Origin of the sequence: Oceanicaulis sp. UBA2681, from assembly GCF_002354675.1 — a bacterium.
Classification (GTDB): domain Bacteria; phylum Pseudomonadota; class Alphaproteobacteria; order Caulobacterales; family Maricaulaceae; genus Oceanicaulis; species Oceanicaulis alexandrii.
This window is the reverse complement of record NZ_DEMB01000010.1, coordinates 111,371-134,793: the sequence shown is the minus strand read 5'-3', so window position 1 is coordinate 134,793 and position 23,423 is coordinate 111,371. Positions and strand designations below refer to the sequence as shown.

Genomic DNA, 23,423 nt, shown 5'->3' with positions numbered 1-23,423 from the left:
ACCACGAATGCGCGCGGGAAATGGATAAACACGACAGGCGGGACCGCTTCGCAATCCCGCCTGTTTCATCAAAGGGCTAATTGCCCGGCATGTTCGCCGGATCAAAGAACGTCGCCAGCGCGATTGTCGTCAGCAGAGCGATTTCACGATAGGGATCATCCTCAGCTGGCAAGTAGAGCGTTGAGCGCATAACGCCGTAATCCATGCCGGCGATCTCACGCCCGTCAGCGCGGACCACATATCCGGGCACCTTCCCGGACGGAAAGGCTATGCCGCTCAAGCGTTGGGTCTCAAACTGTACGGTCTGGCCTTCATGGACCATCTGCCCAGCGCGTTCATTTCGCCCGGCTCCCAAGAAACCCCGACCGCGCTGGAAGGCGAGCTCTAACCGGCTGTCGATGGGTTCGCCGTTCCGACTGATTGTGCAGACATAGCTCAGCTGTTGACGATCCCAGGTGATCCAGAACAGCTCAAACTCGGACTCCCCGCCCGCACAGGACAGGCTGACAGTTCCGTCCTCAAAGCCAGGGCCGTTGACGGTCAGTTGCGTGCGGGTGGCGTTACGGCGACGCACATTCATCACATTCATCGACGAAGCGCGCCCTGACCAAGTTCCCGAATACGGGCCAGCCTCCCAGGTATTAACGCCGTCTGAGCGGCCGTAACGAATTTCATAGCTTTGCGTGCGCTCGATCATAGGCGCGACGTCTTGCGGCATAGCGTCTTGCGACGCGTCTTGAGCCGTCGCCAGCGTCACCGCCAGCATCATCAGTGTCATCATGGCGCTCTCCCCAGCCCATCAACTGGCGAGAAGAATCCTTCAGATGCTCGAAGAGATCAAGCTGGCGCGTTAACGCCTTTAGCCGCACTTCACCTCGGCCACCGTGCCGTCATCGCCCACGACGATGTTCAGGCGGTCCGGGCGGTAATCTGTGGTGACGACGTCGCCGGAGCCATACACCCGGTGCGGACGCGGCAGGCTGTCAGTGTGCACCCCGCCAACGGGCTGGCCCACCAGCACCTGATAGGCCTCTGCGGCGCAGAGTTGCATCTGGTCCCCGGTCTCCGCCGCGAACTCCGATTGTGGCCCGGTTTCCAGCGGCATGGAGGCGCACGCGGTCAGCGTCAGACCCGCGGCGATGAGGGTGAGTGTACGGATCATGCTTTGCGCTCCCAGCGGCCCATTTCGTTCTGCCGCCAATAGCTAATGGCAATATCAGACTTTTTCTGGGCGGCCCAGAGCGCGCGGGCTCGCGCCAGGCTGGTTTCGTCGGACGCTTCAAACATCACCACCACCCGCTCCCAGGCGGACACATCGCCGGGATCGGCGCCGTCGAGGCAGAAGAGCATGTCAGCTTTGTTGAGATTATCCGTCCCATCAGACAGCAGGATCGGCTGGTCTTCGGGTTGAGGCGCGCTCTCGCGGCCATGAGGCAGGAAGCTGTCTTCGCGGAAGGTCCACAAATGCGCATCGAGATGATCAAGGCGCGCCTCTTCCTGGCTGCACACCAGAGCGCGGCCGCCGCGTTCGGTCAGCTTGGTCAGAAGTTCCGGCAACGCCTGGTCAATGCTGGCGTTTTCCAGATGATAGAACCACAGCTCAGCCATGTTGCGTCCTGAATGGCGACGCCCCCGGCACGAGGCCGGGGGCTCTGCGGAAAGGGCGTTAGCCCTCGAAGTTGTCACGCACCAGACGGTCCAGCAGGCGCACGCCATAGCCGGTGCCGAAGGTGGGCTGACGCGGATCCTTGGAGCCCGCATGCATGCCGGTGCCGGCGATGTCGATATGGATCCAGGGCTTCTCGTTCACGTGACGCTTGAGGAATTGCGCCGCGGTGATCGAGCCGGCCAGACGGCCCTCGCCCACGTTTTTCATATCTGCGTTCGGGGTGTCGATCTGACGGTCGTATTCCGGACCGATCGGCAGACGCCACACGGTTTCGTCGGACGCCTTGCCCGCTTTCTCCAGCTTGGCGACCAGGTCGTCATCATTGGAGAACACGCCCGCATGCTCATGGCCCAGCGCAATCAGGATGGCGCCGGTCAGGGTTGCGAGGTTGATCATGAATTTCGGATCAAAACGGTCTTGGGTGTACCACAGCACATCGCCCAGAACGAGGCGGCCCTCGGCGTCGGTGTTGTGGATCTCGATGGTCTGGCCGGACATGGATTTGACGATATCGCCCGGACGCTGGGCGTTGCCGTCCGGCATGTTCTCGACCAGGCCGATCACGCCGATGACGTTCGCCTTGGCTTTACGACCGGCGAGCGCGGCCATCAGGCCGACCACAGCGGCGGAGCCGCCCATATCGCCCTTCATTTCGTCCATGCCCTGGCCCGGCTTCAGCGAGATGCCGCCGGAGTCAAAGGTGACGCCCTTGCCGATGAAGGCGAGCGGCTTGTCGCCGGACTTGCCGCCATCCCACTTCATCACGACCATTTTGGATTCGCGCACCGAACCCTGGCCCACACCCAGCAGGGCGTGCATGCCGTATTTCTCCATCTCTTCTTCACCGAAGACTTCAATTTCAAGGCCCAGCTTGCTGATTTCCTTGACCTTCTCGGCATAGCTTTCGGGATAGAGCGCGTTCGGGGTTTCGTTGACGAGATCACGCGCCAGGGTCACGCCGTCGGCGACCGGACCCCATTGAGCCCAGAGCTTTTCAGCGGCGGAGGCATGGCTGGACACCATCTCGACGCTGGTGACGGAGGGTTTTTTGTCCTCTGACAGCTTGGTGCGGTAGGTGTCGAACCGGTAGCTCGCCAGGGTCGCGCCCAGCGCGCCGCGGCACAGCTGATCAGCGTCGCCATCCAGATGCACGGACACCGCCTTGGCGCCAGACGTCAGGACCGACTTGATCACGCCCGCCACGGCCTTCTCGGCGCCATTGCCGTCGAGCTTGGATTTCTCGCCCAGACCGAACAGCACGATGCGGGTCGCATCCACGCCCGCGGGCGCTGCAATTTCCAGAAGATCGCCGGCGCCGCCCTTGAAACGAGACGCTTCAATCGCGCGGGTCACTGCGCCGGAGGTCGCCGAATCAAGCGCCTTCGCGGCGTCCGACAATTTGCGGTCGGCGTAAACCGGCGCTGCAACTGCATCGCCAGACGCTGAGGCGGCAAACAGGATTTTCATGGCAAGCCTTTCTAGTATCTGCAAGATTACGGCGCGCGAGGACCGCGCGGCCCGTTGGAGAACTCCATGCGGGCAGTGGTATCGCATCCCAACCCGCGTTAGAAGATGCGGTCTTCATGGATACTGACTGCTCGTCCGTTCACACATTGGCGCCGAATGACCCTGTTTCAACGCTATACTTTCAGACAGGCGCTCTGGCCCTTCCTGGGCGCCATGGCGGCGCTGACCGGTCTGGCGGTCCTGACCCAGTCGCTTTCCAATCTCGATCTGATGGCGGAACGCGGCGAAACGGCGTTGGTGCTGATCTACATCACCGTGCTGGCCATGCCGCAGGTGATCGCGCTCCTGCTGCCGATCGCGGTGTTTCTGGCCGTGGCGATTTCGCTGAACCGGCTGACGAGCGATTCTGAACTGACGGTCGCGGCGGCGGCGGGCATGAGCCGGTTCCAGCGCGTCAGCCCCTTCCTGCGCCTCGCCATCTATGTGGTCCTGGTCAATCTGGTGATCAATCTGTTCGTCCAGCCGGCGAGCTTTCGCGAGATGCGCCAGCAATTGTTCGAGATTCGCACCGACCTCGCCGCCAGCTTCATGCGCGAGGGCGAGTTTGTGCCGCTGGGCGATCAGGTGACCTTTTATGTGCGCGAGATCAGTGATGACAGCGTGCTCAATGACGTCTTCATCGTCGACCGGCGCACCGGCCAGTCCGCCGCCTACGCCGCCCGGCGCGGCCGGATCGCCGCGACAGAACGCGGCCCGGTCATGCTGCTCGAAGACGGGGTGCGCACCCAGATCGACCAGTCGGGCGTTCTGACCAATCTCAGTTTTGACAGCACCAAGGTCGAGCTCACCGTGTTCGTGGACAACACGGCCTCGCTGTTCTTCAAGGAGAGCGACAAATTCCTCTCCGAGCTGTTGCGCCCCACCCCTGCGGACATCGCCCGCGCCGGCGGCAAGGACCGGCTGCTGGCCGAGGGGCATTACCGGCTCTCCGCCCCGCTTTACAGCCTGGCTTTCGCGCTGATCGCTCTGGCCGCCTACATGTCCGGCGAACATCGCCGGATCGGCTATGGGCGTAATCTGATCATCGCCGGCGCGAGCGCCGTGATCTTGCGCCTTGTGGGCTTTGGCGTGCAGGCGGCGGCGGAATCCGATGACGGCATGAACGCCGTGCAATATCTCGTGCCGCTCCTGGGCATTGCGGTTGCGATCGCAATCATCGGGCGCCCGCGTCGCCGGGCGCCCCGGCCCGCGCCTTCGCCGGCAACACTGGCGGAGGCCTGAGCATGTTCGGACGTCTCTGGCGCTATATCTTCATCCAGACCCTGATCGGGCTGATCGGCGCAGCGTTGATCATCACCGCCGTGATCATGCTGATCGACTTTGTCGAGACCTCCCGCGATATCGGCACGCGAGTCGGCATTTCCGCCTTTCAGGCGCTGCACCTGTCGATGCTGAAAGTGCCGCTGCTGGTGCAGGACACCCTGCCCTTCATCGTGCTGTTCGGGGTGTTGTTCACCTTCTTCCGGCTCAACCGCCGGTCTGAACTGATCGTCATGCGGGCCTCGGGGTATTCCGCCTGGCGCATTCTGGCGCCGGTGGCGATCCTGGCGGCGCTGACGGGGGCCGTCAGCACGCTGGCGCTTAATCCGCTGGGCGCCGCGTCCAACGCCCGGTTCGAAGCCACGCGTGAAGCCTTGTTTGAAGGCGAAGGCCAGTCCAGCGGCGCGGACCAGTCCGGCCCGGTCTGGCTGCGTGAGACGACGTCGACCGGCTACACCATGATCACAGCCCAGCAGCAAGGCGGGGACGACGCCTCTCTGACCCAGCCGGTGTTTCGCCAATATGTTCTGTCAGAGACTGGCGCGCCGACACTGGATCGCCGCATCACCGCCGATGAGGCTGAGCTCAATGGCGGCTTCTGGAGCCTTATGAACGCAGTGGAGTACGCGCCGGGCGGCCAGGCCGTGGCTCTGGGCGATGTGGCGCTTCCCACCAATGTGGGGCGACAGGCTCTGTTTGAACGCGCCCGCTCGCCCGGCGCCGTGTCGTTCTGGCAATTGCCCGCCGTCATCAATTCCGCGCGTGACGCCGGTTTATCATCGCTGGCGTATGAGCTGCGCTGGCACGGCCTTCTGGCGCAACCGCTCATGCTGGTCGCAGCTGCGCTCATGGGCATCGCCGCCACCTTGCGCCTGCATCGCCTGGGCGGAGCAGCCGCCTTCGCGGTGGCGGGCGCGACAGCGGGGTTCATTCTCTATTTCAGCCAGGAACTGATGCTGGGCCTTGGGGCGTCCGGGGCGATCACCCCGCCCACCGCCGCCTGGACCACACCCGCCCTCTTCTCACTGGCCGGTTTATTCTTTATCGCAGCCACCGAAGACGGCTGATGCGTGGACGCTGGCGCCCCAATCCGATACAGGGTTAGCTGGGGCATGGGCCAAGGGACTGAACACTGATCATGAACGCGTTGTACCGATCTGCGGCACTGGCCGCCCTGTTGGCGGCGGCAAGCCCTGCAGCGATGGCGCAGACTGTCAGCAATGATCGGGTGTATCTGGACGCGGACGAGCTGATCCAGGATCAGCAGCAGGGCCTGTATATTGCGCGGGGCGATGTCCGGCTGCAATCGGGCGACCGGGTGCTGTTTGCGCAAGAACTGATCTACAACCCCGCCCTCAATCGCGTGGTCGCCAGCGGCGGCGTGCAGATCTTTGACGGCAGCGAACCCGCGCAATTCGCAGAGGAAGTCGAGCTGAGCGATGATCTGCGCGAAGGCGTGGCGCGCGGCTTTGCAACCCTGCTTGAAAACAATGGCCGCGCCGCCGCAGGCGCAGCCCTGCGCCGCCCGGACGGCTCGGTGGAGCTGTCCAACGCCTATTACACCGCTTGCGAGCTGTGCGAGAGCGGCGAGGACGAACCCACCTGGCGCCTGCGAGCGAGCCGGGTGGTGCGCGACACCCAGAACAAGGTGATCTATTACCGCAATGTGCGGCTGGAAGTGCTGGGCCGACCGATCCTGTACTCTCCGGTTTTCGCCCATGCCGACCCGTCCGCCGCGCGCCAGTCAGGCTTTCTGTTCCCGGTTCTGAACAGCTCCAATCGTCTGGGCTTCAGCTATCAGCAGCCCTATTTGTGGGCCATCGGACCGTCCCAAGAATTGATCGTTTCACCGCGCTATATGGGCAAGGTGAACCCGCTCCTGCAGCTGGACTGGAGCCGCCGTTTCTATTCCGGCGAGATGAACGTCCAGACCAGCTTCACCTATGAGCAGGAGTTCGATCAGGACGGTAAATTCGGCGACGAAGAGCTGCGCGGCCATGTGTTCGCGGACGGCCTGTTCCGCTTCAACCAGAATTTCCGATGGGGCTTTGGCGTCGAGGCGGTGAGCGGTGATCTGTATCTGCGCCGCTATGGATTCGAGGAATCCCCGGACCGCGCTGACGGCCTGTTCGAGATTCGCGATCAGCGCATGCTGCTCAACCAGGTGTTCTTCATCGGTGATGGCGAACATTTCCATGGCGACGCCACGGTGATCCATTTCAACAAGCTGCAGGAAAACGTCGATGACGACACCCTGCCGCTGATTTCGCCCCTGATCCGGTTCGGCGCTGAATTGCCGATGCCGAGATGGGCGGGCGATCTGGATTTCAGCTTCAACACCGCCAATCTGCAGCGAAACGCCGGTGATGATTATACGCGCGCCAGCCTGGCGCTGGACTGGACCCGACCGACCATCCTGCCCGGCGGATTGAGGGCTGAGGCGTTCGCTCTGGCGCGCGCTGACGCATATGCCTTCAATGAGACCGACGCGTCGGGCAACGAGATAGACAGCACCAATCTGACCCGCTCGCTGGGCGCGGCGGGCCTCGATCTCAGCCTGCCCTTCGTTCGGCCGGGCGAGAGCGTGAACTGGCTGATTGCGCCGCGCATGGCCGCGATCATCGCCAGCAGCGACAACGCCGACAGCACGCCGGTCAATGTCGACAGCCTGTCGATCGAGTTTCAGCAAAGCCAGTTGTTCGACGCCGCCCGCGCCAATGGCTATGATTTGTGGGAAGACGGCGCCCGCCTGGATGTGGGCCTGACCGTCGCCGCAGACTGGCGCGGCGCCCTGCCTGGCGAGCTGGAAGTGTTCGCAGGCCGCAGCTTCCGTCTGGACGGCGATCAGCGCTTCCCGGCTTCCAGCGGTCTGGCCGACGATGATTCGGACTGGATCGGGCAGATCGAGCTTGATCTGGGCCAGTTTGACCTCGACGCCCGCGCCCGGATCGATTCTGAAAGCCAGGAAATCAATCGTCTGGACCTGACCGCCGGTTTTGACGCCTGGCGGGTTTCGATGAACACGCGATACACCCGCCGCACCGACGCCGCCTCCACCCGACAGCTGGAGGAGGTGACGGCCAGCGCCGGTTTCGCAATCACCGAGGACTGGTCTGTGGTCTATGACGGCGTGATTGACCTTGAAGAGAACGAAATCCGCCGCCAGCGCGCGGGACTGCAATATCGCGATGAATGCACCAGCCTGCGTATTCTTTGGGAGCGCGATAATATCGATGTGGCCAATCTGGGCCCCAGCGACTCCGTCAAACTTGAGATCGTGCTGTTCACACTGGGCGGCCTGAGTGATGATTAACGTCTGACACGCAGTCGGGCGATTGCGTCAGTCTGTGGTATCGGTATCTTGCCCGAACACCTCTAACCTTATGGTTCTTACATGGCGTTCCGACTCGCGCTGACTATCCTCGCCGGCATCGCAATGATGACCGCTGCGCCCACAGCCTCCGCCCAGCAGGTGGAAGGCATTGCAGCTGTCGTCAACGACCAGCCGATCACCACGCTGGATGTGCGCGATCGCATGCGGCTGATCATTTCCTCGGCGGGCGTCCAGCCCACTGAAGAGATGCTGGCGCGCATCCAGGATCAGGCCATCCGCGGTCTGGTGGATGAAACGCTTCAGCTTCAACAAGCGCGCGAGTTCGAACTCGAAGTGGACGAAGCGGAAGTGGATGACGCCATCGGCGACATCGCGGCGCGCTCCGGCGCGACCGTTGAAGAGGTGGAAGCCGACCTCACCGCCAGCGGCATCGACATCAATACGCTGCGCCAGCAGGTGAAAGCGGAAATCGCCTGGCAAATTCTGGTCAGCGGCCGCTATCGCTCGCGCATTCGAATCTCCGATCAGCAGATCGAGACAGCGCTGGACCGGTTCATTCAGTCCGCCTCCCAACCGCAATATCGTCTGGGCGAGATTTTCGTGCAGATCACCCCCGATGGCGGCGAAGAGCGGGCGGTCGGCGTCGTTCAGACCATTTATGACCAGCTGCGTCAGGGCGCGCCTTTCCAGGCGGTCGCCCAGCAATTCTCTGACGCGGCCAGCGCCAGCGCAGGCGGCGATACGGGCTATCTGCCCCTGTCGGGTCTGCGTCCCCAAGTGGCTGAAGTCGTGGAACAGATGCAGCCAGGTCAAATTTCCAATCCGATCCGCGTGCCTGGCGGCTTCCAGATGGTCGCCCTGATCGACAGCCGCGATGGCCAGGTGGTCGAACAGCTGACCCTGACCCAGATCACCCTGCCCCGCTCTCAGCTGACCGATGAAAAGCGCGCAGCGCTGTCTGAGGCGGCGAGCGGCATCAATAGCTGCGACGCGCTGGAAGAGGCTGTCAGCGGCATCGACGGCGTTTTCGTCACCAATCTGGGCGATGTGGGCGCAAACGCGCTTGTGCCGACCATTCGTGACGCCTTGAGCGGGCTTGAGCCGGTTTCCGCCACGCCAGTGCTGGACACGGCGGCGGGCGCTCAGGTGTTCGTGCTGTGCGACAAGGCGCTGACCGGTCCGGGCGTGCCGAGCCCGGAGCAGATCGAAAACCAGCTGGTCAATCAGCAATTGTCCCTGCTGTCGCGCCGCTGGCTGCGCGATCTGCGCCGTGACGCCACCATCGAAATCCGGTGATCCGCGCACCTCTGGCTCTGACCCTTGGGGATCCTGCAGGGGTCGGCCCTGAACTTTGCCTGAAAGCCTGGCGCGCCCTGCGCGATGAAGATGCGTGCTTTGTGGTCTATGGCGACCCGGCGCCCCTGCTGGCGGCTGCGGAGCTGCTTGACCTGCCCCGTCCTGAGCGTGTCTCGGACGCGGACGAAGCGCGCAAGGTGTTCTCGAACTTCCTGCCGGTGATCGCACTTGAAGCGTCTGAGACCGAGGCTGAAGCCGCCGTGCGCTCCATAGAGGCGGCGGTAGACGCTGTCCGCTCAGGCGAAGCGAGCGCTATCGTCACCAATCCTGTCTCCAAGGCGCGGCTGTATGAGATCGGGTTCAAGTTTCCCGGCCATACCGAGTTTATCGCACACCTCACTGAAGACCTGCCGATGCACGGCGCACGCGGCCCGGTGATGATGCTGTCGGGCGGCGGCCTGCGCACGGCGCTCGTCTCAATCCACACCCCGCTTCTGACAGCGATACAGACGTTGACGGCTGAGGCTGTGGTGAAGACCGCACATGTGGTGCGCGATGCGCTGAAGCGCGATTTCGCGCTCGCCGAACCCCGTCTGGCGCTCGCTGGATTGAACCCCCATGCAGGCGAAAACGGCGCCCTGGGGCGTGAGGAGATCGACATCCTCGCCCCCGCTCTGGATCAACTGCACGGTGACGGCGTGGATATCGTCGGCCCCTTGCCGCCAGACACCATGTTTCATGAAGAGGCGCGCGCAGACTATGACGCCGCGATCTGCCTGTATCATGATCAGGGGCTGATCCCGGTGAAAACCCTCGATTTTCATGGCGGCGTGAACATCACGCTGGGGCTTCCGGTCATCCGCACCAGCCCCGATCACGGCACCGCCTTTGACATCGCCGGACAGGGCGTGGCGCGGCCTGACAGCCTGATCGCCGCCCTGCGTCAGGCGGATCTGATGACGCGCCACCGAGAGGCTGCGTCATGAGCATGGATCAGTTGCCGCCGCTGCGCGCGGTGATCGCCGAACACGGGCTCAACGCGGACAAGCGCTTCGGCCAGCATTACCTGCTCGATCTCAATCTGACCGCCAAGATCGCCCGGCTGTGCGGGGATATGAGCGGCGCCACCGTCATGGAAGTCGGCCCCGGTCCCGGCGGGCTGACGCGCGCACTGTTCAGCGAAGGCGCCGCGCGCGTGACGGTGATCGAAAAGGACCGCCGCTTCGTGCCGGCGCTGGAACAGATCGGCGAAGTTGCGCCGGGCCGCTTCTCCATCATCGAAGCCGATGCGCTGAAAGTGGATGAAGCCGCCCTGCCCTTTGAAGGCGAGCGGATGCTGGCGTCCAACCTGCCCTATAATGTGGGGACAGCTCTGTTGATCAAATGGCTGCAGGCCGATCCGATCTGGTGGACGCGGCTTGTGTTGATGTTTCAAAAGGAAGTGGCCGAACGCGTGGTCGCCACAGCCAGCGACAAGCAATACGGGCGGCTCGCCATTCTGACCGCCGCCGTGGCCAAATCTCGCTACGCCTTCACCGTTCCGGCCCGCGCCTTCACCCCGCCACCCAAGGTGGACAGCGCGGTCGTGGTGCTTGAGCCCCTGCCCGAGGATCAGCGTTTTTCAGACCTCAAGGCGCTCTCAACCGTAACGGAAAGCGCATTCGGCCAACGCCGCAAGACCTTGCGCAAATCGCTCGGCCCGGCGGCGAGCCAGACGGGCAAAAGCGCAGAGGCGCTGCTCGATGACGCCGGAATAGACCCCGGCGCGCGCGCGGAAACCATTCCGCCCGAAGGCTTTTTCAAGCTTGCCAAAGCCTGGCGCGCGGCCCGGGGCTAGGCCCAGGCCGCACGACTGGGCGTTTTACTGGCTGTCGCCTTCCGGCGTTTCACCCGCCAGATACTCGTCCAGGAAGCTCAGATAGGCGTCTGACGCCGTGATGCGGTTTTCGCGGCGGCGGAAGCCATGCCCTTCATCGGGGAAGAGCACATACTCCACGATCGCACCGTTCTCGCGGGCCGCGGCGACCAGCTCATCGCTTTCCACCTGCAGCACCCGCGGATCATTGGCGCCCTGGATCACCAGCATGGGTTTGACGATCTGATCGGCGTGGAACAGCGGAGAGATCGCCCGGTGACGCTCGGCGTCGGTGGCCGGATCGCCCATCTCGTCGTACAGCGCTTCGCGGAAGCTCTCCCACCAGGGCGGGATGGATTCCAGCGTCCGCACCCAGTTGGTGACGCCAAAGATATTGATGCCCACGTCAAAGGCTTCCGGGTGGAAGGTCAAAGCGGCGGCGGTGATATAGCCGCCATAAGAACCGCCGATCACGCCCACGGCGTCATCGCGCACCCAGTCGAGCGAGCGCAGATAATCGCCCGCCGCCACGATGTCCTGCAGGTCTTCCTCGCCATGACGGCGGTCATCCATATGGAAGAAGGTTTTGCCATAGCCTGACGAGCCGCGATTATTGGCGGCGTACACGGCGTAGCCATTGTTCACGAGGTGCTGGATCGCGGCGCTATAGCCGGCCCGGCTTTGCCCGCCCGGCCCGCCATGCACCCAGACCAGCGCCGGCACAGGTGTATCCGCGCTGGCATTGTGCGGACGGTACATGATGCCGGGCACGGTCACGCCGTCAAAACTGTCAAAGCGGACGACCTCGGCTTCCACCAGGTCTTCGGGCTTCAGCTCGGGGTTGAGCGCTTCGGTGAGCTGGCGATGCGTTCCGGTCTGAAGATCAACCCAGTGGATATTGTTGGGCGCCACCGATGAGGTCACGCCAAACGCCATCTGGGTTTCATCTTCATTGAAGCGGACGCCGGCCAGATCACCGGCAGGCACGCTGTCAGGCAGGCTGACCGTCTCGCCGGTCGCCGTGTCGAGCACGGTCACATCGGTGAAGCCGTCATTATTGACGGCGCTGACCCGGTACTGGCCGCTGGGCGAATAGCCTACATACATCACGTCCCAGTCCGCCTCGATCAGCGGGGCGCGTTCGCCGGTGGTCAGATCATAGGTCCAGGCCTGGTTCCACTCGCCATACTCGTTGGTGGCGTAAACCAGAGCCGAGGAATCCGCGGTGAAGTCATAGGCGCCATACGCGATATTGCCTTCGTGCTCGGTGATCAGAACAGGCGCTTCATCCGAAGTCAGATCCGCCAGCAAGATGTCGCTGTCCGCCGAGGTGCGCGGCCGGTCGAGCGCCAGCCAGCGCCCGTCCGGGCTGATCGCCGACATGGCGAGCGCCTCGGCGTTTTCAAAGACCAAACTCCGCTCATAAGTCTCTGCGTCATAGGCATAAAGATCGAACGCGGCCGGATCGCGCTCATTAGTGCTGATCCAGATCTGCGAGCCGTCCGCGGACCAGCCCATAAAGCTCGCCTTGACGTTCTCACCCGGCGTCAGGTCGCGCAGGGCGCCATCGGCTTCACGCACATAAATATGATTGAGCTCGTCCCCGCCGCCATCAGCGGTCACCAGGATGCGGTCATCTTCGGGAAACCAGGACAGCGCATAGGTGGCGTTGGTGTCTGACGCCGTCAGCGCACGTTTATCGCCGCTCTCAGGGTCAAGCGCATAGGCGTTGATCACCCCGGTTTCATCAGACGAAATCAGGATTTCGCCCGTCTCGCTGGAGAAGGCATATCCTGAGCTCGCGCCCATGCCATAAGAGGTGGTGTTGAAGAACACTTCGGCCGAATGGCCCAGCTCCGGCTCTGACTGAACAGAGACCGCCGTAGCGGTGGTCGCTTCAGAGGCGCTGACGGTGACGGGGCCGGTGGAGGCCGGACCGCAGGCGGCTAGCACACACAGGCTCGAGACAATCAGCAGGCTGGTTTTAAAGGTCATGGATTCCCTCCCCTGGGTTTCATCGGGAGAGAGGTTAACACGCGTCAACACTTAGGCGAAGCGCCCCAACCTAAAGGCTCTCGCCGGCGTCCTCAGGTCCGAACCCCAGCCGCTCGGCGGCCGCAACCAGCGCCTGCTTGTCGGCGTCATGGGGGATCGCAGACCGGGCCCTCGCGAGCATGGCCTGCGCCAACTCATCCGCCTGAGCGCTGAACAGCGCCTCATCTTGCGCCTTCAGGCCGGACAGGGCGCTGAGCAAGGTGCGGGTGATGACGGGCCGGTTGGCGCCGTCAAAGGAGATTGGGTCAAAGCCGCATGCCAGCGCATGCCGCACTGAGATGCCGGGCAAGAAAACACGCTGCGTCTGATCCTCCGGGTCCGTGTCCTCATCGGCCTTTTCAGCCAAGGTGACGGACCATTTGTGCAAGACGCGCTGGATCGCGCGAATGGTGTGAATAGCGGTGCCGGGGTCATTCACGCCCGGCGAAAGCGCCTTGGACGCGATCTCCGACAGGACAATCAGCCCAAAGCACGGATCAGAACGGAAATCGCGATCCGATCCGAGATTGAAGCAGGCGCACAGCGCGTCCTCGTCAGCGGCCTCGACCGGTTTCGACAAACGGGCCAAGGGCGCGCCAGCGTCTGCAAACGCGCCGGGCGGCGCTTTGACGACCAGTTGCAAGTCCAGACGGTCACATAGCGCCCTGAGATTTTCGAGCGCCACATTCTGCACAAAGCCCGGCGCCTTGGGATGTAAATCCACGCCGCTTTCAAAGGTTGGCGCTTCATCCACATCGCGCGCCACGGGCGCATGATCAAAGGCCGTCTGGGCCACAGCCTCCACCCGGCGGATGGCTTCGGTGACGTCGCCCAGCTTTGACAATCGATCGAGCCAGCGGATCAAAGTCGCCACAACGATCAGCACCAGCAGCACGGTCAGGGCGAACAGGATCACGCGCCCGGATCCGGAATACAGCCCCAGCAAGCTGCCGATCACCCCAAGCAGGCTGAACAGGAACGCGCCGATAAAAGTGGAGATGGCGTTCTGCGCCGCGGCGTCTTCGACCAACAAGGCGCGGGCGCGCGGCGTGGCCGAGCTGGAGGCGGAGCGTAACGCCGCCACCATGGTGGAGAGCGAGAAAATCGCCACCGCCAGAAGGCTGGAGGCGAGAATGGTCAGCACCGCTTCATTGCTCTCGGTCGAGACCAGCTCTTTCCACTCAAATGGCAGGAAGGGGTCGATCAGCGGCGTGATCAGCACGACCAGCGCCGCGCCTGCCGCATAAGCGGCGGGGCGCAACCAGATGGACCGAAGCACGCGATTGACGAGAAACTCGGCCCTGGAGAGCATGAAGGGGTCTTTCTGCGCAGAGATTTCAATAAGCAGAAACGCCTGAACTGCGCGTCCGGTTCCCTATTCCTCCATCAGCGCGTCGACAAAGCCTTCAAGCCAGAGGTGGCGGGAGCGTTTCAGGCGTTCGGCGTGCAGGATCTGGCTGAGCTTTTCGAGCGCGCGCGAGAAGTCGTCATTGATCACGACATAATCATACTCGGCCCAGTGCTCGATTTCCGCCTTGGCGCGGTTCATCCGCCCCTCGATCACCTCGTCGCTGTCCTGGGCGCGCTTGTGCAAGCGGTCGCGAAGCAGCTTCAGCGAGGGCGGCAGGATGAAGACGCGCACGACGTCTTCAGGCGCGCTTTCAGCCAACGCCTGGGCGCCTTGCCAGTCAATGTCGAAGATGACGTCACGGCCTTCGTCCAGCGCCTCTTCCACAGGGCCCTTCGGGGTGCCGTAATAATGGTCAAACACCTTCGCCCATTCATAGAATTCGTTGGACTTGGTCTTGGCGATAAACTCGCCCTGCTCCATGAAATAATAGTCTTCGCCGTGCTTTTCGCCCGGCCGAGGCTCACGCGTCGTCGCAGACACAGACAGCACCAGATCGGGGTTCTGGGTCAGAAGCCGCTTGGACAGGGTCGTCTTGCCTGCGCCCGACGGGCTGGACAGCACCAGCATGAAGCCGCGCCGCTGACCGCGAAACACCGGGCCGGACAGATGATCACCGTGCATGGCGCCTACTCCACATTCTGAACCTGCTCACGCAGGCGATCGACTGTCGCCTTGAGCGCCAGTCCGATATTGGTCAGCTGAGTGTCGCTCGATTTCGAGCACAGCGTATTGGCTTCGCGATTGAATTCCTGAGACAAGAAATCAAGTTTCCGGCCGCAAGGCGAGCCCCCCTCGATGAGCCCGTGCGCGCTGTCGATATGGGCCTTGAGTCGGTCGAGCTCTTCGCGCACATCCGCTTTCACCGCCATCATGGCCGCTTCCTGCGCCAGACGGTCGGGATCAACCGCCCCCTCCAGCAGGTCTTCAAGTTTGGCCTGAAGCCGCGCCTTTATGGCTTGCGGCATGGCGCTGTCGCACGCGGCGGCCTGGGTGCGCAACTCGGCGATCTCGCCCAGATGGGCGTCGAGCATGCCTTTCAGCGCTGCGCCCTCTTCCAGCCGCGCCGCTTTCAGACCGTCAAACGCGGCCTCGACCGCTTCCAGAATGGCGGCGTTGCGCGCGTCTATCTGGTCTTCGCTGAGCACAGCGTCTTCAGAGGTGATCACACCTTTCAGCGCCAACAGCTCACCCACGGAGGGCGCCCGGGCGCCGCCACGATCCACCAGATGGGCGGTGGCGTCCACATAGGCCTGAAGCCGGGCCTGGTCGATGCTGGCTTCGCCTGTAGCGTCCGGCGCCGTCAGCGTCACATTGAGTGAAATGGATCCTCGAGTGAAACGCGCCTTGGCCAGCTCACGGATCGGATTTTCAAGCGCATCCAGCCCTTGGGGCAAGCGCAGGCGCACATCCAGCCCCTTGCCGTTGACCGACCTCGCCTCGACGGAAACGGAGCCGTACGCGCCCGAGCGTTCAGTCCGGGCGAAGCCTGTCATGCCAGACAGCGTCATTGCGATAGCCTCCCGCTAGCCCCCTTGGGCGCGTTCGCGTTCAATCCGGCGCCAGCGCGCCACATTGCGATTATGCTCGGCCAGGCTGGATGCAAACGCATGCCCGCCAGTGCCGTCCGCCACGAAGTAATAATACTCGCCCTCAGGCGGGTTCAGGACCGCGGCGATCGCGTCCCGGCCCGGATTGGCGATCGGCGTCGGCGGCAGACCGTCAATCTGATAGGTATTGTAGGGATTGGACGTGCTGTCGAGTTCGGACCGGCGAATGCCGCGGCCCAGGGGCTCGCCTTGTGTAATGCCGTAAATGATCGTCGGATCGCTCTGAAGGCGCATGCCCCGGCGCAGCCTGTTCACGAAGACCGAGGCCACCATGGGACGCTCATGGGCGATGCCGGTTTCTTTTTCCACCACCGAGGCGAGGATGATCGCTTCTTCCGGCGTGTCGAAAGGCAGATCGTCAGCCCGGTTCGGCCACAGTTCTTCGATGAGCGCGTCCTGAGCCGCCTGCATACGATCAATCACGCCCTGGCGCGTGTCGCCTCGGCTGACCAGATAGGTTTCAGGCAGCAGCGCGCCTTCGGCCGGCAAGCGCTCGATCTCACCGGTCAGAACGTCTGCAGCCTCAACCACGCGCGCGATCATCGCCGTGGTCAGGCCTTCCGCCGCCGTCACCGGATACTGGATGGTCTGGCCCGAGCGCAGAATGTCGTAGATCTCGACCATGGAGGCGGCTTCCGGGATGGCGAACTCGCCGGCCCGCAAATCACGGTCGCCGCCGTCAATCATCACCATGACGCGAAACAACCGGGCGTCCTCGACCAGGTCTTCGCGCTCCAGCTGGTTAGCGATGGCGATCAGACCGGCGCCGCGCGGCAACAGCACGGTTTCATTGGCCGCAGCCGGCCCCGGCGCGACGAACTGCTGGTTGATCCAGACCCAGCCGCCATAGGCCGCGCCCGCCGCGATGAGCGCCAGCACAACCAGAATTCCGGCGAGCCAGAGCAACAGGCGCGCAAGTCCCCCGCGCGTCTTTTCAGGTTTCGTGGCGGGGGTCTGCGTCTCGCCCATCACCAATCCTGACGCTAGTCAGCTTTGGCGAAGACGACCGAGGCGTTGGTGCCGCCAAAGCCGAAGGAGTTCGACAGAACCGCCGAAAGCTCTTTCTTCACCGCACCCTTGGCCGCCAGATTGATCGGCGTCTCAACAGACGGATTGTCCAGGTTGAGCGTCGGCGGGCAAATGCCGTCGCGCATGGCGAGGATGGAGAACACGGCCTCAACAGCGCCGGCGGCGCCCAGAAGGTGGCCGATGGCCGATTTCGTCGAGCTCATGACCAGATCAGACGCCGCATCGCCGAACAGACGCTCCACCGCGCCCAGCTCGATCTCGTCGCCCTTGGGCGTAGAGGTGCCGTGCGCGTTCACATAACCGATGTCCGCAGGCGTCAGACCTGCGCTCTTGAGCGCGGCTTTCATGGCGCGGAAACCGCCATCGCCATCATCGGCCGGGGCCGTGATGTGGTGGGCGTCACCGGACAGGCCATAGCCGCGCACTTCAGCGTAAATCGTCGCGCCGCGGGCTTTCGCCGCTTCGTATTCTTCAAGAATGACAACGCCTGCGCCCTCGCCCATGACGAAGCCGTCGCGGTCCTTGTCCCAGGGACGCGAAGCCGCTTTGGGATTGTCATTGAAGCCGGTGGACAGGGCGCGCGCTGCGCCGAAGCCGCCATAACCGAGACGGGTGATGGCGCTTTCCGCGCCGCCCGCCACCATCATGTCCGCATCGCCATAGGCAATCAGACGGGCGGCGTCGCCAATGGCGTGGGCGCCGGTGGAGCACGCCGTCACCACGGCGTGGTTCGGGCCTTTGAGGCCATGACGGATCGAGACCTGGCCGGAGGCGAGGTTGATCAGCATGGCCGGAATCACAAACGGGCTGAGCTTGCGCGGTCCGCGCTCATGCAGCGTGACCGAGGCGTCATAGATGGTCTGAAGACCGCCAATGCCGGACCCGATCAGAACGCCTGCGCGCTCCTTGGCCTCTTCACTCTCCGCTTTCCAGCCGGAATGAGCGAGCGCCTCGTCGGCGGCGGCGATGCCGTAAAGGATAAATTCGTCGATGCGCTTGCGATCTCGCGCGGGCATCACCGCATCAGGGTCAAACGACCCGGGGACGCCTTCGCCCCCGCCGTTGCGCCCGTCGACGCGCGGGATGATACCCGCCACGTGACTGGACAGATCGGACACATCAAAGTGTTCGATCTTCGCCAAGCCTGACTCCCCGGCGATAATCCGGGACCAGACATGTTCAGTTCCGCAGCCGAGCGGGGACACAAGCCCCAACCCGGTCACGACGACGCGACGCTTCGACATGAGATATGCTCCGGCTTAGCCGAGCTTTTCGGAGATGAATTTCACCGCATCACCGACCGTTTGGATGTGCTCAGCGGCATCGTCGGGGATTTCGATATCAAATTCTTCTTCGAACGCCATGACCAGCTCGACATTGTCGAGAGAGTCAGCGCCCAGATCATCGATGAAGGAAGCCTTCTCGGTCACTTTTTCGGCTTCAACGTCGAGATGCTCGACAACGATCTTTTTAACGCGCTCAAGAACGTCGGACATGTCGGTCCCTTTTCAAATTCTGTTTTGCGGACATCCCGGCGGGCGTCGCGCTTCCTAGGTGTTGTTTACGCAAGGAAGGTTCAAGTCCTTCCCCCGTGAAGCGTGCGGGCTGATAACACGCCGAAAACTCGTACGCCAGCCGCACACTGTCTGGCAAGTCGGTCCGGGCGCCCGGACCAATCAAGCCTAGATCATCGCCATACCGCCGTTCACGTGCAAGGTCTGACCGGTGACATAACCGGCTTCCGCACTGGCGAGATACACGCACGCAGCTGCAATATCTGATCCCTGACCCAGCTTGCCAGCCGGAATCGTGGAGAGAATCGCCGCCTTCTGGTCATCGGTCAGCGCGTCGGTCATCGGCGATTCGATGAATCCCGGCGCCACGCAATTGGCCGTCACGCCGCGCGACGCGACTTCCTGGGCCAACGCTTTCGTGAAACCGATCATGCCGGCCTTGGACGCTGCGTAATTGGTCTGACCCGCATTACCGGTGACGCCGACGATGGAGGTGATGCCGATGATGCGGCCGAAACGCTGCTTCATCATGCCCCGCATTGCGGCCTTGGACAGGCGGTAATGGGCTTCCAGATTGACCTTGATGACCGTGTCCCAGTCCTCGTCCTTCATCCGCATCAGCAGCTGATCGCGGGTAATGCCGGCGTTGGAGATCAGGATGTCCAGGCCATCGAGCGCTTCAGACGCCTGCTTGGGCAGGGCGTCGACGCTGTCAGCGTCCGACAGGTTCGCCGGACAGACCGCCGTGCGCTCGCCCAGCTCATCCGCCAGCTCTTTCAGCACTGCCTCACGCGTGCCCGACAGCGCCACCGAGGCGCCTGCCGCATGCAGTGAGCGCGCAATCGCAGAGCCCAAACCGCCAGTCGCGCCGGTGACGAGCGCTTTTTTTCCAGTCAGATCAAACATGTAAATCTATCCCTTCAGGGAAGCTGCGAAGGCTTCCAGATCTTCGGCGGTCACAAGCGCTGTGCCCTGCGCCTCTTTGATATGCCGCTTGAGCATGGTGGTGAGCACCTTGGCGCCCGCCTCCACGAATTGCTCCACGCCAGCAGCATGCATCGCATCGACGCTCTCGCGCCAGCGCACCTTGCCCGTGACCTGTTCAACCAGCTGGGCGCGCAGCGTTTCCGCATCCGAGACCGGACCGGCGCTGACATTGGTGACGACCGGTACGGACGGATTGGACATCTGCGCGTCCTTGAGCGCTTCCGCCATGGCGTCGGCGGCAGGCTGCATCAGCGGGCAGTGAAACGGTGCGGAGACTGGCAGCAGCATCGCCTTGCGCACGCCCATCTCCTTGATCGCGGCGATCGCGGCGTCCACCGCCGACTTGTCGCCCGAGATCACGATCTGACCCGGCGCATTGTCATTGGCGATGGTCACGATGCCGCTCGTTGCGGCCTGAGTGATCGCCTGCTCAGCCTGGTCCATCTCGGCGCCCAGCAGCGCCGCCATGGCGCCCTGGCCCACCGGCACGGCTTTCTGCATGGACTGGCCGCGCAGCTTCAGAAGCTTCGCTGCGTCTGAAACCGACAATGCGCCCGCGGCGCACAGAGCGGAATATTCGCCCAGCGAGTGACCGGCCACGAATTTGGCCGCCGTCACATCCACATCGAACTCGGATTTCAGCGCCGCCATCGCCGCCAGCGACACCGCCATGATGGCGGGCTGGGCGTTCTCGGTCAGGGTGATCTCTTCAATCGGCCCGTCCCACATCAGCTGGGACAGGTTCTGGCCCAGGGCCTCGTCCACCTCGTCAAAGACGGCGCGCGCCGACGCGAAGCTGTCCGCCAGCGCCTTGCCCATGCCGACGGCCTGGCTGCCCTGTCCGGGAAAAGTGAATGCAAGCGCCATGCGGCGTCCTCCCTCGCAACTCTGATTGCACGCGGGATAGCCGGGCGCAGCTTGAGTGGCAAGGTCTCGACCCGCTTGCGCCCGCGTCCGCCTTCGCTTATACACCGCGGCTTCACCGGCTGCGGTCCTCTGGTCGTGGTCCGTCTCGGCATTGTGTGTCGGGCGGGACCAGGGGAGCCGACGTGAGACCATCCGGCCCTTCGGATGTTGCTTGCGCCGCGGCCCTTCAGAAGGGACGACAACGTCTTATGAACAAATACGAACACGTGTTCATCGCGCGCCCGGATGTTTCTCCGACGCAGATGGAATCTTCGATCGAAGAGCTCAAGGCTCTGATCGAGGAAAAAGGCGGCAAGGTGCACAAGACCGAATACTGGGGTCTGCGCACGCTGGCTTATCGCATGAACAAAAACCGGAAAGGCCATTACGGCTATCTGGACATGGAAGCTGGCAACGAGGTGCTTGAAGCTCTCGATTACCGCCAGCGCTTCGCCGACGACGTCATGCGCTACATGACCTGCCGCGTCGACGAACTGAACGAAGAACCGAGCGCTGTGCTTCGCAAAGGCGAAGACCGCAAGCGCCGCGAACGCCGCTAGGGAGTCCCGGAACATGGCTGAGATCTCCATCTCCAACGTCCCTGCTCGCCGCGCGTTCCAGCGCCGCCGCAAGGTTTGCCCGTTCTCCGGCGAAAATGCGCCGAAGATCGACTACAAGGACATCAAGCTGCTTCAGCGTTACATGTCCGAACGCGGCAAGATCGTGCCGTCTCGCATCACCGCCGTGTCGGCCAAGAAGCAGCGTGAACTCGCCCGCGCCATCAAGCGCGCTCGTGTTCTGGCCCTTCTGCCGTACGCCGTCGATTAAGGGAGCTTAAGACCATGCAAGTTGTTCTGCTTGAACGTGTCGAAAAGCTCGGCGCCATCGGCGACGTGGTGACGGTGAAGCCGGGTTACGCCCGCAACTTCCTGCTGCCGCAAGCCAAAGCGCTGCGCGCCACCAACGCCAATATGGAACGCTTCGAGCGCGAGCGCGAAGCAATCGAGAAGCTGAACGCCGAGCGCGCCGCCAAGGCTCGCGAGGAAGGCTCTCACCTGGACGGCGCGACCTTCGTGCTGATCCGCCAGGCGTCTGAATCCGGCCAGCTGTACGGCTCGGTGTCCACCCGTGACATCGCCGACGCAGCCTCCACGCCGGAATTCGCGGTCACCCGCGGCATGGTGGACCTGAACACCGCGATCAAGACGCTGGGTCTGCACGAAGTGCGCCTGGTTCTGCACGCGGATGTGGACACCACGATCACCATCAACATCGCCCGCACCGAGGACGAAGCCGAGCGTCAGGCCAAAGGCGAGGACGTGATCGCGTCCGCCGCTGATGAAGACCGCGCTCTGGCCGAAGCCCAGGCCGTCGAACTCGCAGAGTCCGGCGTCGAAGGCGACGACGATGATTACGGCTCCAACGATGCGGACGCCGAAGAGACTGAAGAAACCGAAAGCTAGGGCTTTCCACTCTTCTGATCAGATGACGGGCGGCTCTCACACAGAGCCGCCCGTTTTCGTTTAAAGGAGCCCCTCTATGACCAACCCTATTCGCCTGGCCCATTGCGGAGACATGGCTGGCCTGGGTCTTCTGTGGCATGACGCCGTCCACACCGGCGCGGTCGGCGCCTATGACGAAGCGCAGCTTCAGGCCTGGTCCCCGGCCCCCAAAAGCGCGGCTTTCATGACCGAGCGCCTGTCAGGACAGATCATTCTGGTCGCCGAGGATGATCAAGGGCTTGCGGGGTTCTTCACCCTGACGCCCGAGGGCGAGCTCGACATGGCCTATGTGAGGCCTGACCGGAAAGGCGACGGGCTGGCGGGGTGGCTTCACGCGGCGATCCTGGATGAGGCGCGCAGGCGTGACATGACCACCCTCACCGTTCAGGCCAGCCATATCGCGCGGAAATTCTTCGAAAAACACGGCTGGACGCTGGTGCAGACCCAGACCGTGCGCCCCAACGGGGTCGAGATGCAGAACCACCGCATGGTCCTGCATCTCAAGACCATCTAGCCCTCCCGCTCGGACCGCATCCGCTCGATGCGCAATTCCACGCGCTTGATTTCCATCAGCAGGCGATTGGTCTCCATCTTGGGCGCCAGCGTGCTCTTGAAGATGGCGGAGAACACCAGAAGCACCACAGAGGGCAGCCCCCAGCGCAGCGCCTCCATCACGGCGCCCGCCTGGTAGAATTTCACCGCGCAGAATGCCCCGCCGATGAACATCAGCGCCTGAGCGATCATGATCGTCCAGTGCACCCAAGCGGTGCGGCCGGTGAACAGGCTGAGCGCCTGGGCGAAATAGCCCGGCTCGAGATCGAGCTGGGGCGAGCGGCCGTCAGCCTCTCGCAGGCTGTCTTCAATCATGCGGTCGAGATCACTCATCGGATCCTCCTTGGAGTTGCGCGGCGATTTTCCGGCGCGCATGCATGAGACGGGTCTTGATCGTGCCCGTCGGGACGTCGAGCGCGGCGGCGATCTCCGCCACGTTCAAACCCTGGATGTGATACAGCCAGAGCGCCGCGTGCTGCTCAGGCGGCAAATCACGCATGGCCTCACGGATGCGCAAGGCGTCCACCGCCCGGTCCGGATCATGGGATTCAGGCGGCGGTTCAGCTTGGGCGTCCGCTTTCAGGCGGCGGCCGGACTGGCGCTGACGGATCAGGCGCGCGCAACGGCGCTGGACAATGCGAAACGCGAACGCCGGAAAGGCGTCCACATCCCTTAAGCGCGGCAGATCTTTGAGGATCTCAACCCAGGAATCCTGCACCGCCTCCTCCACGCCATCCGCATCGCCCATCAGGCGCCAGGCGAAGGCGGACAGGCGCGGCGTCCAGCGGCTCGCCAGCGCGCCGAGCGCCCGGCGGTCGCCGGTGCGGGCGGAGGCGGCGAGATAGCCGTCCAGTGCGCGTTCAAGATCCTGGCTCATGCCCTGTCCTTTCGTTCAGGAGACAAGGTGCGACGGGGAGCCAATCGGGTTCATTGACACAAA

General features: G+C 63.3%; 25 protein-coding genes. 10 read left to right on the top strand and 15 right to left on the bottom strand.

What is annotated here, in order from left to right:
- Window positions 1–76 precede the first annotated feature (76 nt).
- From B3M53_RS07360 to B3M53_RS07345, 4 genes are all read right to left on the bottom strand, one after another.
- The gene (locus B3M53_RS07360) at window positions 77–781 is read right to left on the bottom strand and encodes a hypothetical protein (RefSeq protein ID WP_273020186.1); all 705 of its coding nucleotides are present in this window, start codon (window positions 779–781) and stop codon (window positions 77–79) included.
- Between the two features lie 78 nt (window positions 782–859).
- Window positions 860–1,162 (bottom strand): I78 family peptidase inhibitor, encoded by a 303-nt coding sequence (locus B3M53_RS07355; RefSeq protein ID WP_273020185.1) that lies wholly within the window; start codon window positions 1,160–1,162, stop codon window positions 860–862.
- The gene (locus tag B3M53_RS07350; protein ID WP_273020184.1) at window positions 1,159–1,608 is read right to left on the bottom strand and encodes a DNA polymerase III subunit chi; all 450 of its coding nucleotides are present in this window, start codon (window positions 1,606–1,608) and stop codon (window positions 1,159–1,161) included. Before B3M53_RS07350 ends, B3M53_RS07355 begins: the two co-directional genes overlap by 4 nt.
- Window positions 1,609–1,666: 58 nt before the next feature.
- A complete protein-coding gene (locus tag B3M53_RS07345; RefSeq protein WP_273020183.1) occupies window positions 1,667–3,136 on the bottom strand; it encodes a leucyl aminopeptidase in 1,470 nt (489 codons plus the stop codon).
- Between the two features lie 156 nt (window positions 3,137–3,292).
- On the opposite strand from B3M53_RS07345, the gene B3M53_RS07340 reads away from it, so the two are divergent.
- From B3M53_RS07340 to rsmA, 6 genes are all read left to right on the top strand, one after another.
- Window positions 3,293–4,417, top strand: a complete 1,125-nt coding sequence (locus B3M53_RS07340) for an LptF/LptG family permease (RefSeq protein ID WP_022702011.1) — start codon at window positions 3,293–3,295, stop codon at window positions 4,415–4,417.
- A 2-nt stretch (window positions 4,418–4,419) separates the two neighbouring features.
- Window positions 4,420–5,523 (top strand): LptF/LptG family permease, encoded by a 1,104-nt coding sequence (locus tag B3M53_RS07335; protein WP_273020182.1) that lies wholly within the window; start codon window positions 4,420–4,422, stop codon window positions 5,521–5,523.
- 71 nt (window positions 5,524–5,594) lie between these two features.
- On the top strand, window positions 5,595–7,769 hold the full coding sequence (locus B3M53_RS07330) for an LPS-assembly protein LptD (protein ID WP_273020181.1): 2,175 nt from the start codon (window positions 5,595–5,597) through the stop codon (window positions 7,767–7,769).
- Between the two features lie 81 nt (window positions 7,770–7,850).
- The gene (locus B3M53_RS07325; protein ID WP_160091886.1) at window positions 7,851–9,086 is read left to right on the top strand and encodes a peptidylprolyl isomerase; all 1,236 of its coding nucleotides are present in this window, start codon (window positions 7,851–7,853) and stop codon (window positions 9,084–9,086) included.
- A complete protein-coding gene (gene pdxA, locus B3M53_RS07320) occupies window positions 9,083–10,072 on the top strand; it encodes a 4-hydroxythreonine-4-phosphate dehydrogenase PdxA (protein WP_273020180.1) in 990 nt (329 codons plus the stop codon). Before B3M53_RS07325 ends, pdxA begins: the two co-directional genes overlap by 4 nt.
- Complete coding sequence (rsmA, locus tag B3M53_RS07315; protein WP_286800019.1) at window positions 10,069–10,923, top strand: 16S rRNA (adenine(1518)-N(6)/adenine(1519)-N(6))-dimethyltransferase RsmA; 855 nt, start codon at window positions 10,069–10,071, stop codon at window positions 10,921–10,923. Before pdxA ends, rsmA begins: the two co-directional genes overlap by 4 nt.
- Window positions 10,924–10,947: 24 nt before the next feature.
- On the opposite strand, the gene B3M53_RS07310 is transcribed toward rsmA, so the two are convergent.
- From B3M53_RS07310 to fabD, 9 genes are all read right to left on the bottom strand, one after another.
- A complete protein-coding gene (locus B3M53_RS07310; RefSeq protein WP_273020178.1) occupies window positions 10,948–12,936 on the bottom strand; it encodes a S9 family peptidase in 1,989 nt (662 codons plus the stop codon).
- 70 nt (window positions 12,937–13,006) lie between these two features.
- Window positions 13,007–14,287, bottom strand: a complete 1,281-nt coding sequence (locus tag B3M53_RS07305; RefSeq protein ID WP_273020177.1) for a DUF2254 domain-containing protein — start codon at window positions 14,285–14,287, stop codon at window positions 13,007–13,009.
- Window positions 14,288–14,350: 63 nt separating this feature from the next.
- Window positions 14,351–15,007, bottom strand: a complete 657-nt coding sequence (gene gmk, locus B3M53_RS07300; RefSeq protein ID WP_022702003.1) for a guanylate kinase — start codon at window positions 15,005–15,007, stop codon at window positions 14,351–14,353.
- 5 nt (window positions 15,008–15,012) lie between these two features.
- Window positions 15,013–15,894, bottom strand: coding sequence for a YicC/YloC family endoribonuclease (locus tag B3M53_RS07295; protein ID WP_273020176.1), 882 nt, complete (start codon window positions 15,892–15,894; stop codon window positions 15,013–15,015).
- Between the two features lie 15 nt (window positions 15,895–15,909).
- On the bottom strand, window positions 15,910–16,962 hold the full coding sequence (gene mltG / locus B3M53_RS07290) for an endolytic transglycosylase MltG (protein WP_022702001.1): 1,053 nt from the start codon (window positions 16,960–16,962) through the stop codon (window positions 15,910–15,912).
- A gap of 14 nt (window positions 16,963–16,976) precedes the next feature.
- Entirely contained in the window at window positions 16,977–18,266 is a 1,290-nt protein-coding gene (gene fabF / locus B3M53_RS07285; protein ID WP_022702000.1) for a beta-ketoacyl-ACP synthase II, read from the bottom strand.
- 15 nt (window positions 18,267–18,281) lie between these two features.
- Window positions 18,282–18,518, bottom strand: a complete 237-nt coding sequence (locus B3M53_RS07280; protein WP_009800441.1) for an acyl carrier protein — start codon at window positions 18,516–18,518, stop codon at window positions 18,282–18,284.
- Window positions 18,519–18,704: 186 nt separating this feature from the next.
- Entirely contained in the window at window positions 18,705–19,442 is a 738-nt protein-coding gene (fabG, locus tag B3M53_RS07275; RefSeq protein ID WP_273020175.1) for a 3-oxoacyl-[acyl-carrier-protein] reductase, read from the bottom strand.
- A 6-nt stretch (window positions 19,443–19,448) separates the two neighbouring features.
- A complete protein-coding gene (gene fabD, locus B3M53_RS07270; RefSeq protein WP_273020174.1) occupies window positions 19,449–20,390 on the bottom strand; it encodes an ACP S-malonyltransferase in 942 nt (313 codons plus the stop codon).
- 182 nt (window positions 20,391–20,572) lie between these two features.
- On the opposite strand from fabD, the gene rpsF reads away from it, so the two are divergent.
- From rpsF to B3M53_RS07250, 4 genes are all read left to right on the top strand, one after another.
- Window positions 20,573–20,989 (top strand): 30S ribosomal protein S6, encoded by a 417-nt coding sequence (gene rpsF, locus B3M53_RS07265; RefSeq protein WP_286800016.1) that lies wholly within the window; start codon window positions 20,573–20,575, stop codon window positions 20,987–20,989.
- Window positions 20,990–21,002: 13 nt separating this feature from the next.
- Window positions 21,003–21,257, top strand: coding sequence for a 30S ribosomal protein S18 (gene rpsR / locus B3M53_RS07260; RefSeq protein WP_022701996.1), 255 nt, complete (start codon window positions 21,003–21,005; stop codon window positions 21,255–21,257).
- Between the two features lie 14 nt (window positions 21,258–21,271).
- The gene (rplI, locus tag B3M53_RS07255) at window positions 21,272–21,892 is read left to right on the top strand and encodes a 50S ribosomal protein L9 (RefSeq protein ID WP_022701995.1); all 621 of its coding nucleotides are present in this window, start codon (window positions 21,272–21,274) and stop codon (window positions 21,890–21,892) included.
- A gap of 76 nt (window positions 21,893–21,968) precedes the next feature.
- A complete protein-coding gene (locus B3M53_RS07250; protein ID WP_273020173.1) occupies window positions 21,969–22,445 on the top strand; it encodes a GNAT family N-acetyltransferase in 477 nt (158 codons plus the stop codon).
- Here B3M53_RS07250 and B3M53_RS07245 read toward each other — a convergent pair.
- Both B3M53_RS07245 and B3M53_RS07240 read right to left on the bottom strand, forming a co-directional pair.
- Complete coding sequence (locus B3M53_RS07245) at window positions 22,442–22,816, bottom strand: DUF6768 family protein (RefSeq protein WP_273020172.1); 375 nt, start codon at window positions 22,814–22,816, stop codon at window positions 22,442–22,444. The two genes, B3M53_RS07250 and B3M53_RS07245, sit on opposite strands and share 4 nt — an antisense overlap.
- Window positions 22,809–23,360: an RNA polymerase sigma factor gene (locus tag B3M53_RS07240; protein WP_022701992.1), complete on the bottom strand. Its 552-nt coding sequence runs from the start codon at window positions 23,358–23,360 to the stop codon at window positions 22,809–22,811. Before B3M53_RS07240 ends, B3M53_RS07245 begins: the two co-directional genes overlap by 8 nt.
- Window positions 23,361–23,423 lie beyond the last annotated feature (63 nt).

Excerpts from the sequence above, each read along its gene's own strand:
- gmk (WP_022702003.1), bottom strand. The coding sequence starts at position 15,007 with ATGCACGGTGATCATCTGTCCGGCCCGGTGTTTCGCGGTCAGCGGCGC.
- rsmA (WP_286800019.1), top strand. The coding sequence starts at position 10,069 with ATGAGCATGGATCAGTTGCCGCCGCTGCGCGCGGTGATCGCCGAACAC.
- B3M53_RS07250 (WP_273020173.1), top strand. The coding sequence starts at position 21,969 with ATGACCAACCCTATTCGCCTGGCCCATTGCGGAGACATGGCTGGCCTG.
- fabG (WP_273020175.1), bottom strand. The coding sequence starts at position 19,442 with ATGTTTGATCTGACTGGAAAAAAAGCGCTCGTCACCGGCGCGACTGGC.
- mltG (WP_022702001.1), bottom strand. The coding sequence starts at position 16,962 with ATGGGCGAGACGCAGACCCCCGCCACGAAACCTGAAAAGACGCGCGGG.
- B3M53_RS07245 (WP_273020172.1), bottom strand. The coding sequence starts at position 22,816 with ATGAGTGATCTCGACCGCATGATTGAAGACAGCCTGCGAGAGGCTGAC.
- B3M53_RS07345 (WP_273020183.1), bottom strand. The coding sequence starts at position 3,136 with ATGAAAATCCTGTTTGCCGCCTCAGCGTCTGGCGATGCAGTTGCAGCG.
- B3M53_RS07295 (WP_273020176.1), bottom strand. The coding sequence starts at position 15,894 with ATGACGCTGTCTGGCATGACAGGCTTCGCCCGGACTGAACGCTCGGGC.
- B3M53_RS07325 (WP_160091886.1), top strand. The coding sequence starts at position 7,851 with ATGGCGTTCCGACTCGCGCTGACTATCCTCGCCGGCATCGCAATGATG.
- B3M53_RS07360 (WP_273020186.1), bottom strand. The coding sequence starts at position 781 with ATGATGACACTGATGATGCTGGCGGTGACGCTGGCGACGGCTCAAGAC.
- B3M53_RS07335 (WP_273020182.1), top strand. The coding sequence starts at position 4,420 with ATGTTCGGACGTCTCTGGCGCTATATCTTCATCCAGACCCTGATCGGG.
- B3M53_RS07305 (WP_273020177.1), bottom strand. The coding sequence starts at position 14,287 with ATGCTCTCCAGGGCCGAGTTTCTCGTCAATCGCGTGCTTCGGTCCATC.
- B3M53_RS07350 (WP_273020184.1), bottom strand. The coding sequence starts at position 1,608 with ATGGCTGAGCTGTGGTTCTATCATCTGGAAAACGCCAGCATTGACCAG.
- B3M53_RS07310 (WP_273020178.1), bottom strand. The coding sequence starts at position 12,936 with ATGACCTTTAAAACCAGCCTGCTGATTGTCTCGAGCCTGTGTGTGCTA.
- B3M53_RS07355 (WP_273020185.1), bottom strand. The coding sequence starts at position 1,162 with ATGATCCGTACACTCACCCTCATCGCCGCGGGTCTGACGCTGACCGCG.
- fabD (WP_273020174.1), bottom strand. The coding sequence starts at position 20,390 with ATGGCGCTTGCATTCACTTTTCCCGGACAGGGCAGCCAGGCCGTCGGC.
- fabF (WP_022702000.1), bottom strand. The coding sequence starts at position 18,266 with ATGTCGAAGCGTCGCGTCGTCGTGACCGGGTTGGGGCTTGTGTCCCCG.
- rpsR (WP_022701996.1), top strand. The coding sequence starts at position 21,003 with ATGGCTGAGATCTCCATCTCCAACGTCCCTGCTCGCCGCGCGTTCCAG.
- B3M53_RS07330 (WP_273020181.1), top strand. The coding sequence starts at position 5,595 with ATGAACGCGTTGTACCGATCTGCGGCACTGGCCGCCCTGTTGGCGGCG.
- B3M53_RS07240 (WP_022701992.1), bottom strand. The coding sequence starts at position 23,360 with ATGAGCCAGGATCTTGAACGCGCACTGGACGGCTATCTCGCCGCCTCC.
- B3M53_RS07340 (WP_022702011.1), top strand. The coding sequence starts at position 3,293 with ATGACCCTGTTTCAACGCTATACTTTCAGACAGGCGCTCTGGCCCTTC.
- rplI (WP_022701995.1), top strand. The coding sequence starts at position 21,272 with ATGCAAGTTGTTCTGCTTGAACGTGTCGAAAAGCTCGGCGCCATCGGC.
- B3M53_RS07280 (WP_009800441.1), bottom strand. The coding sequence starts at position 18,518 with ATGTCCGACGTTCTTGAGCGCGTTAAAAAGATCGTTGTCGAGCATCTC.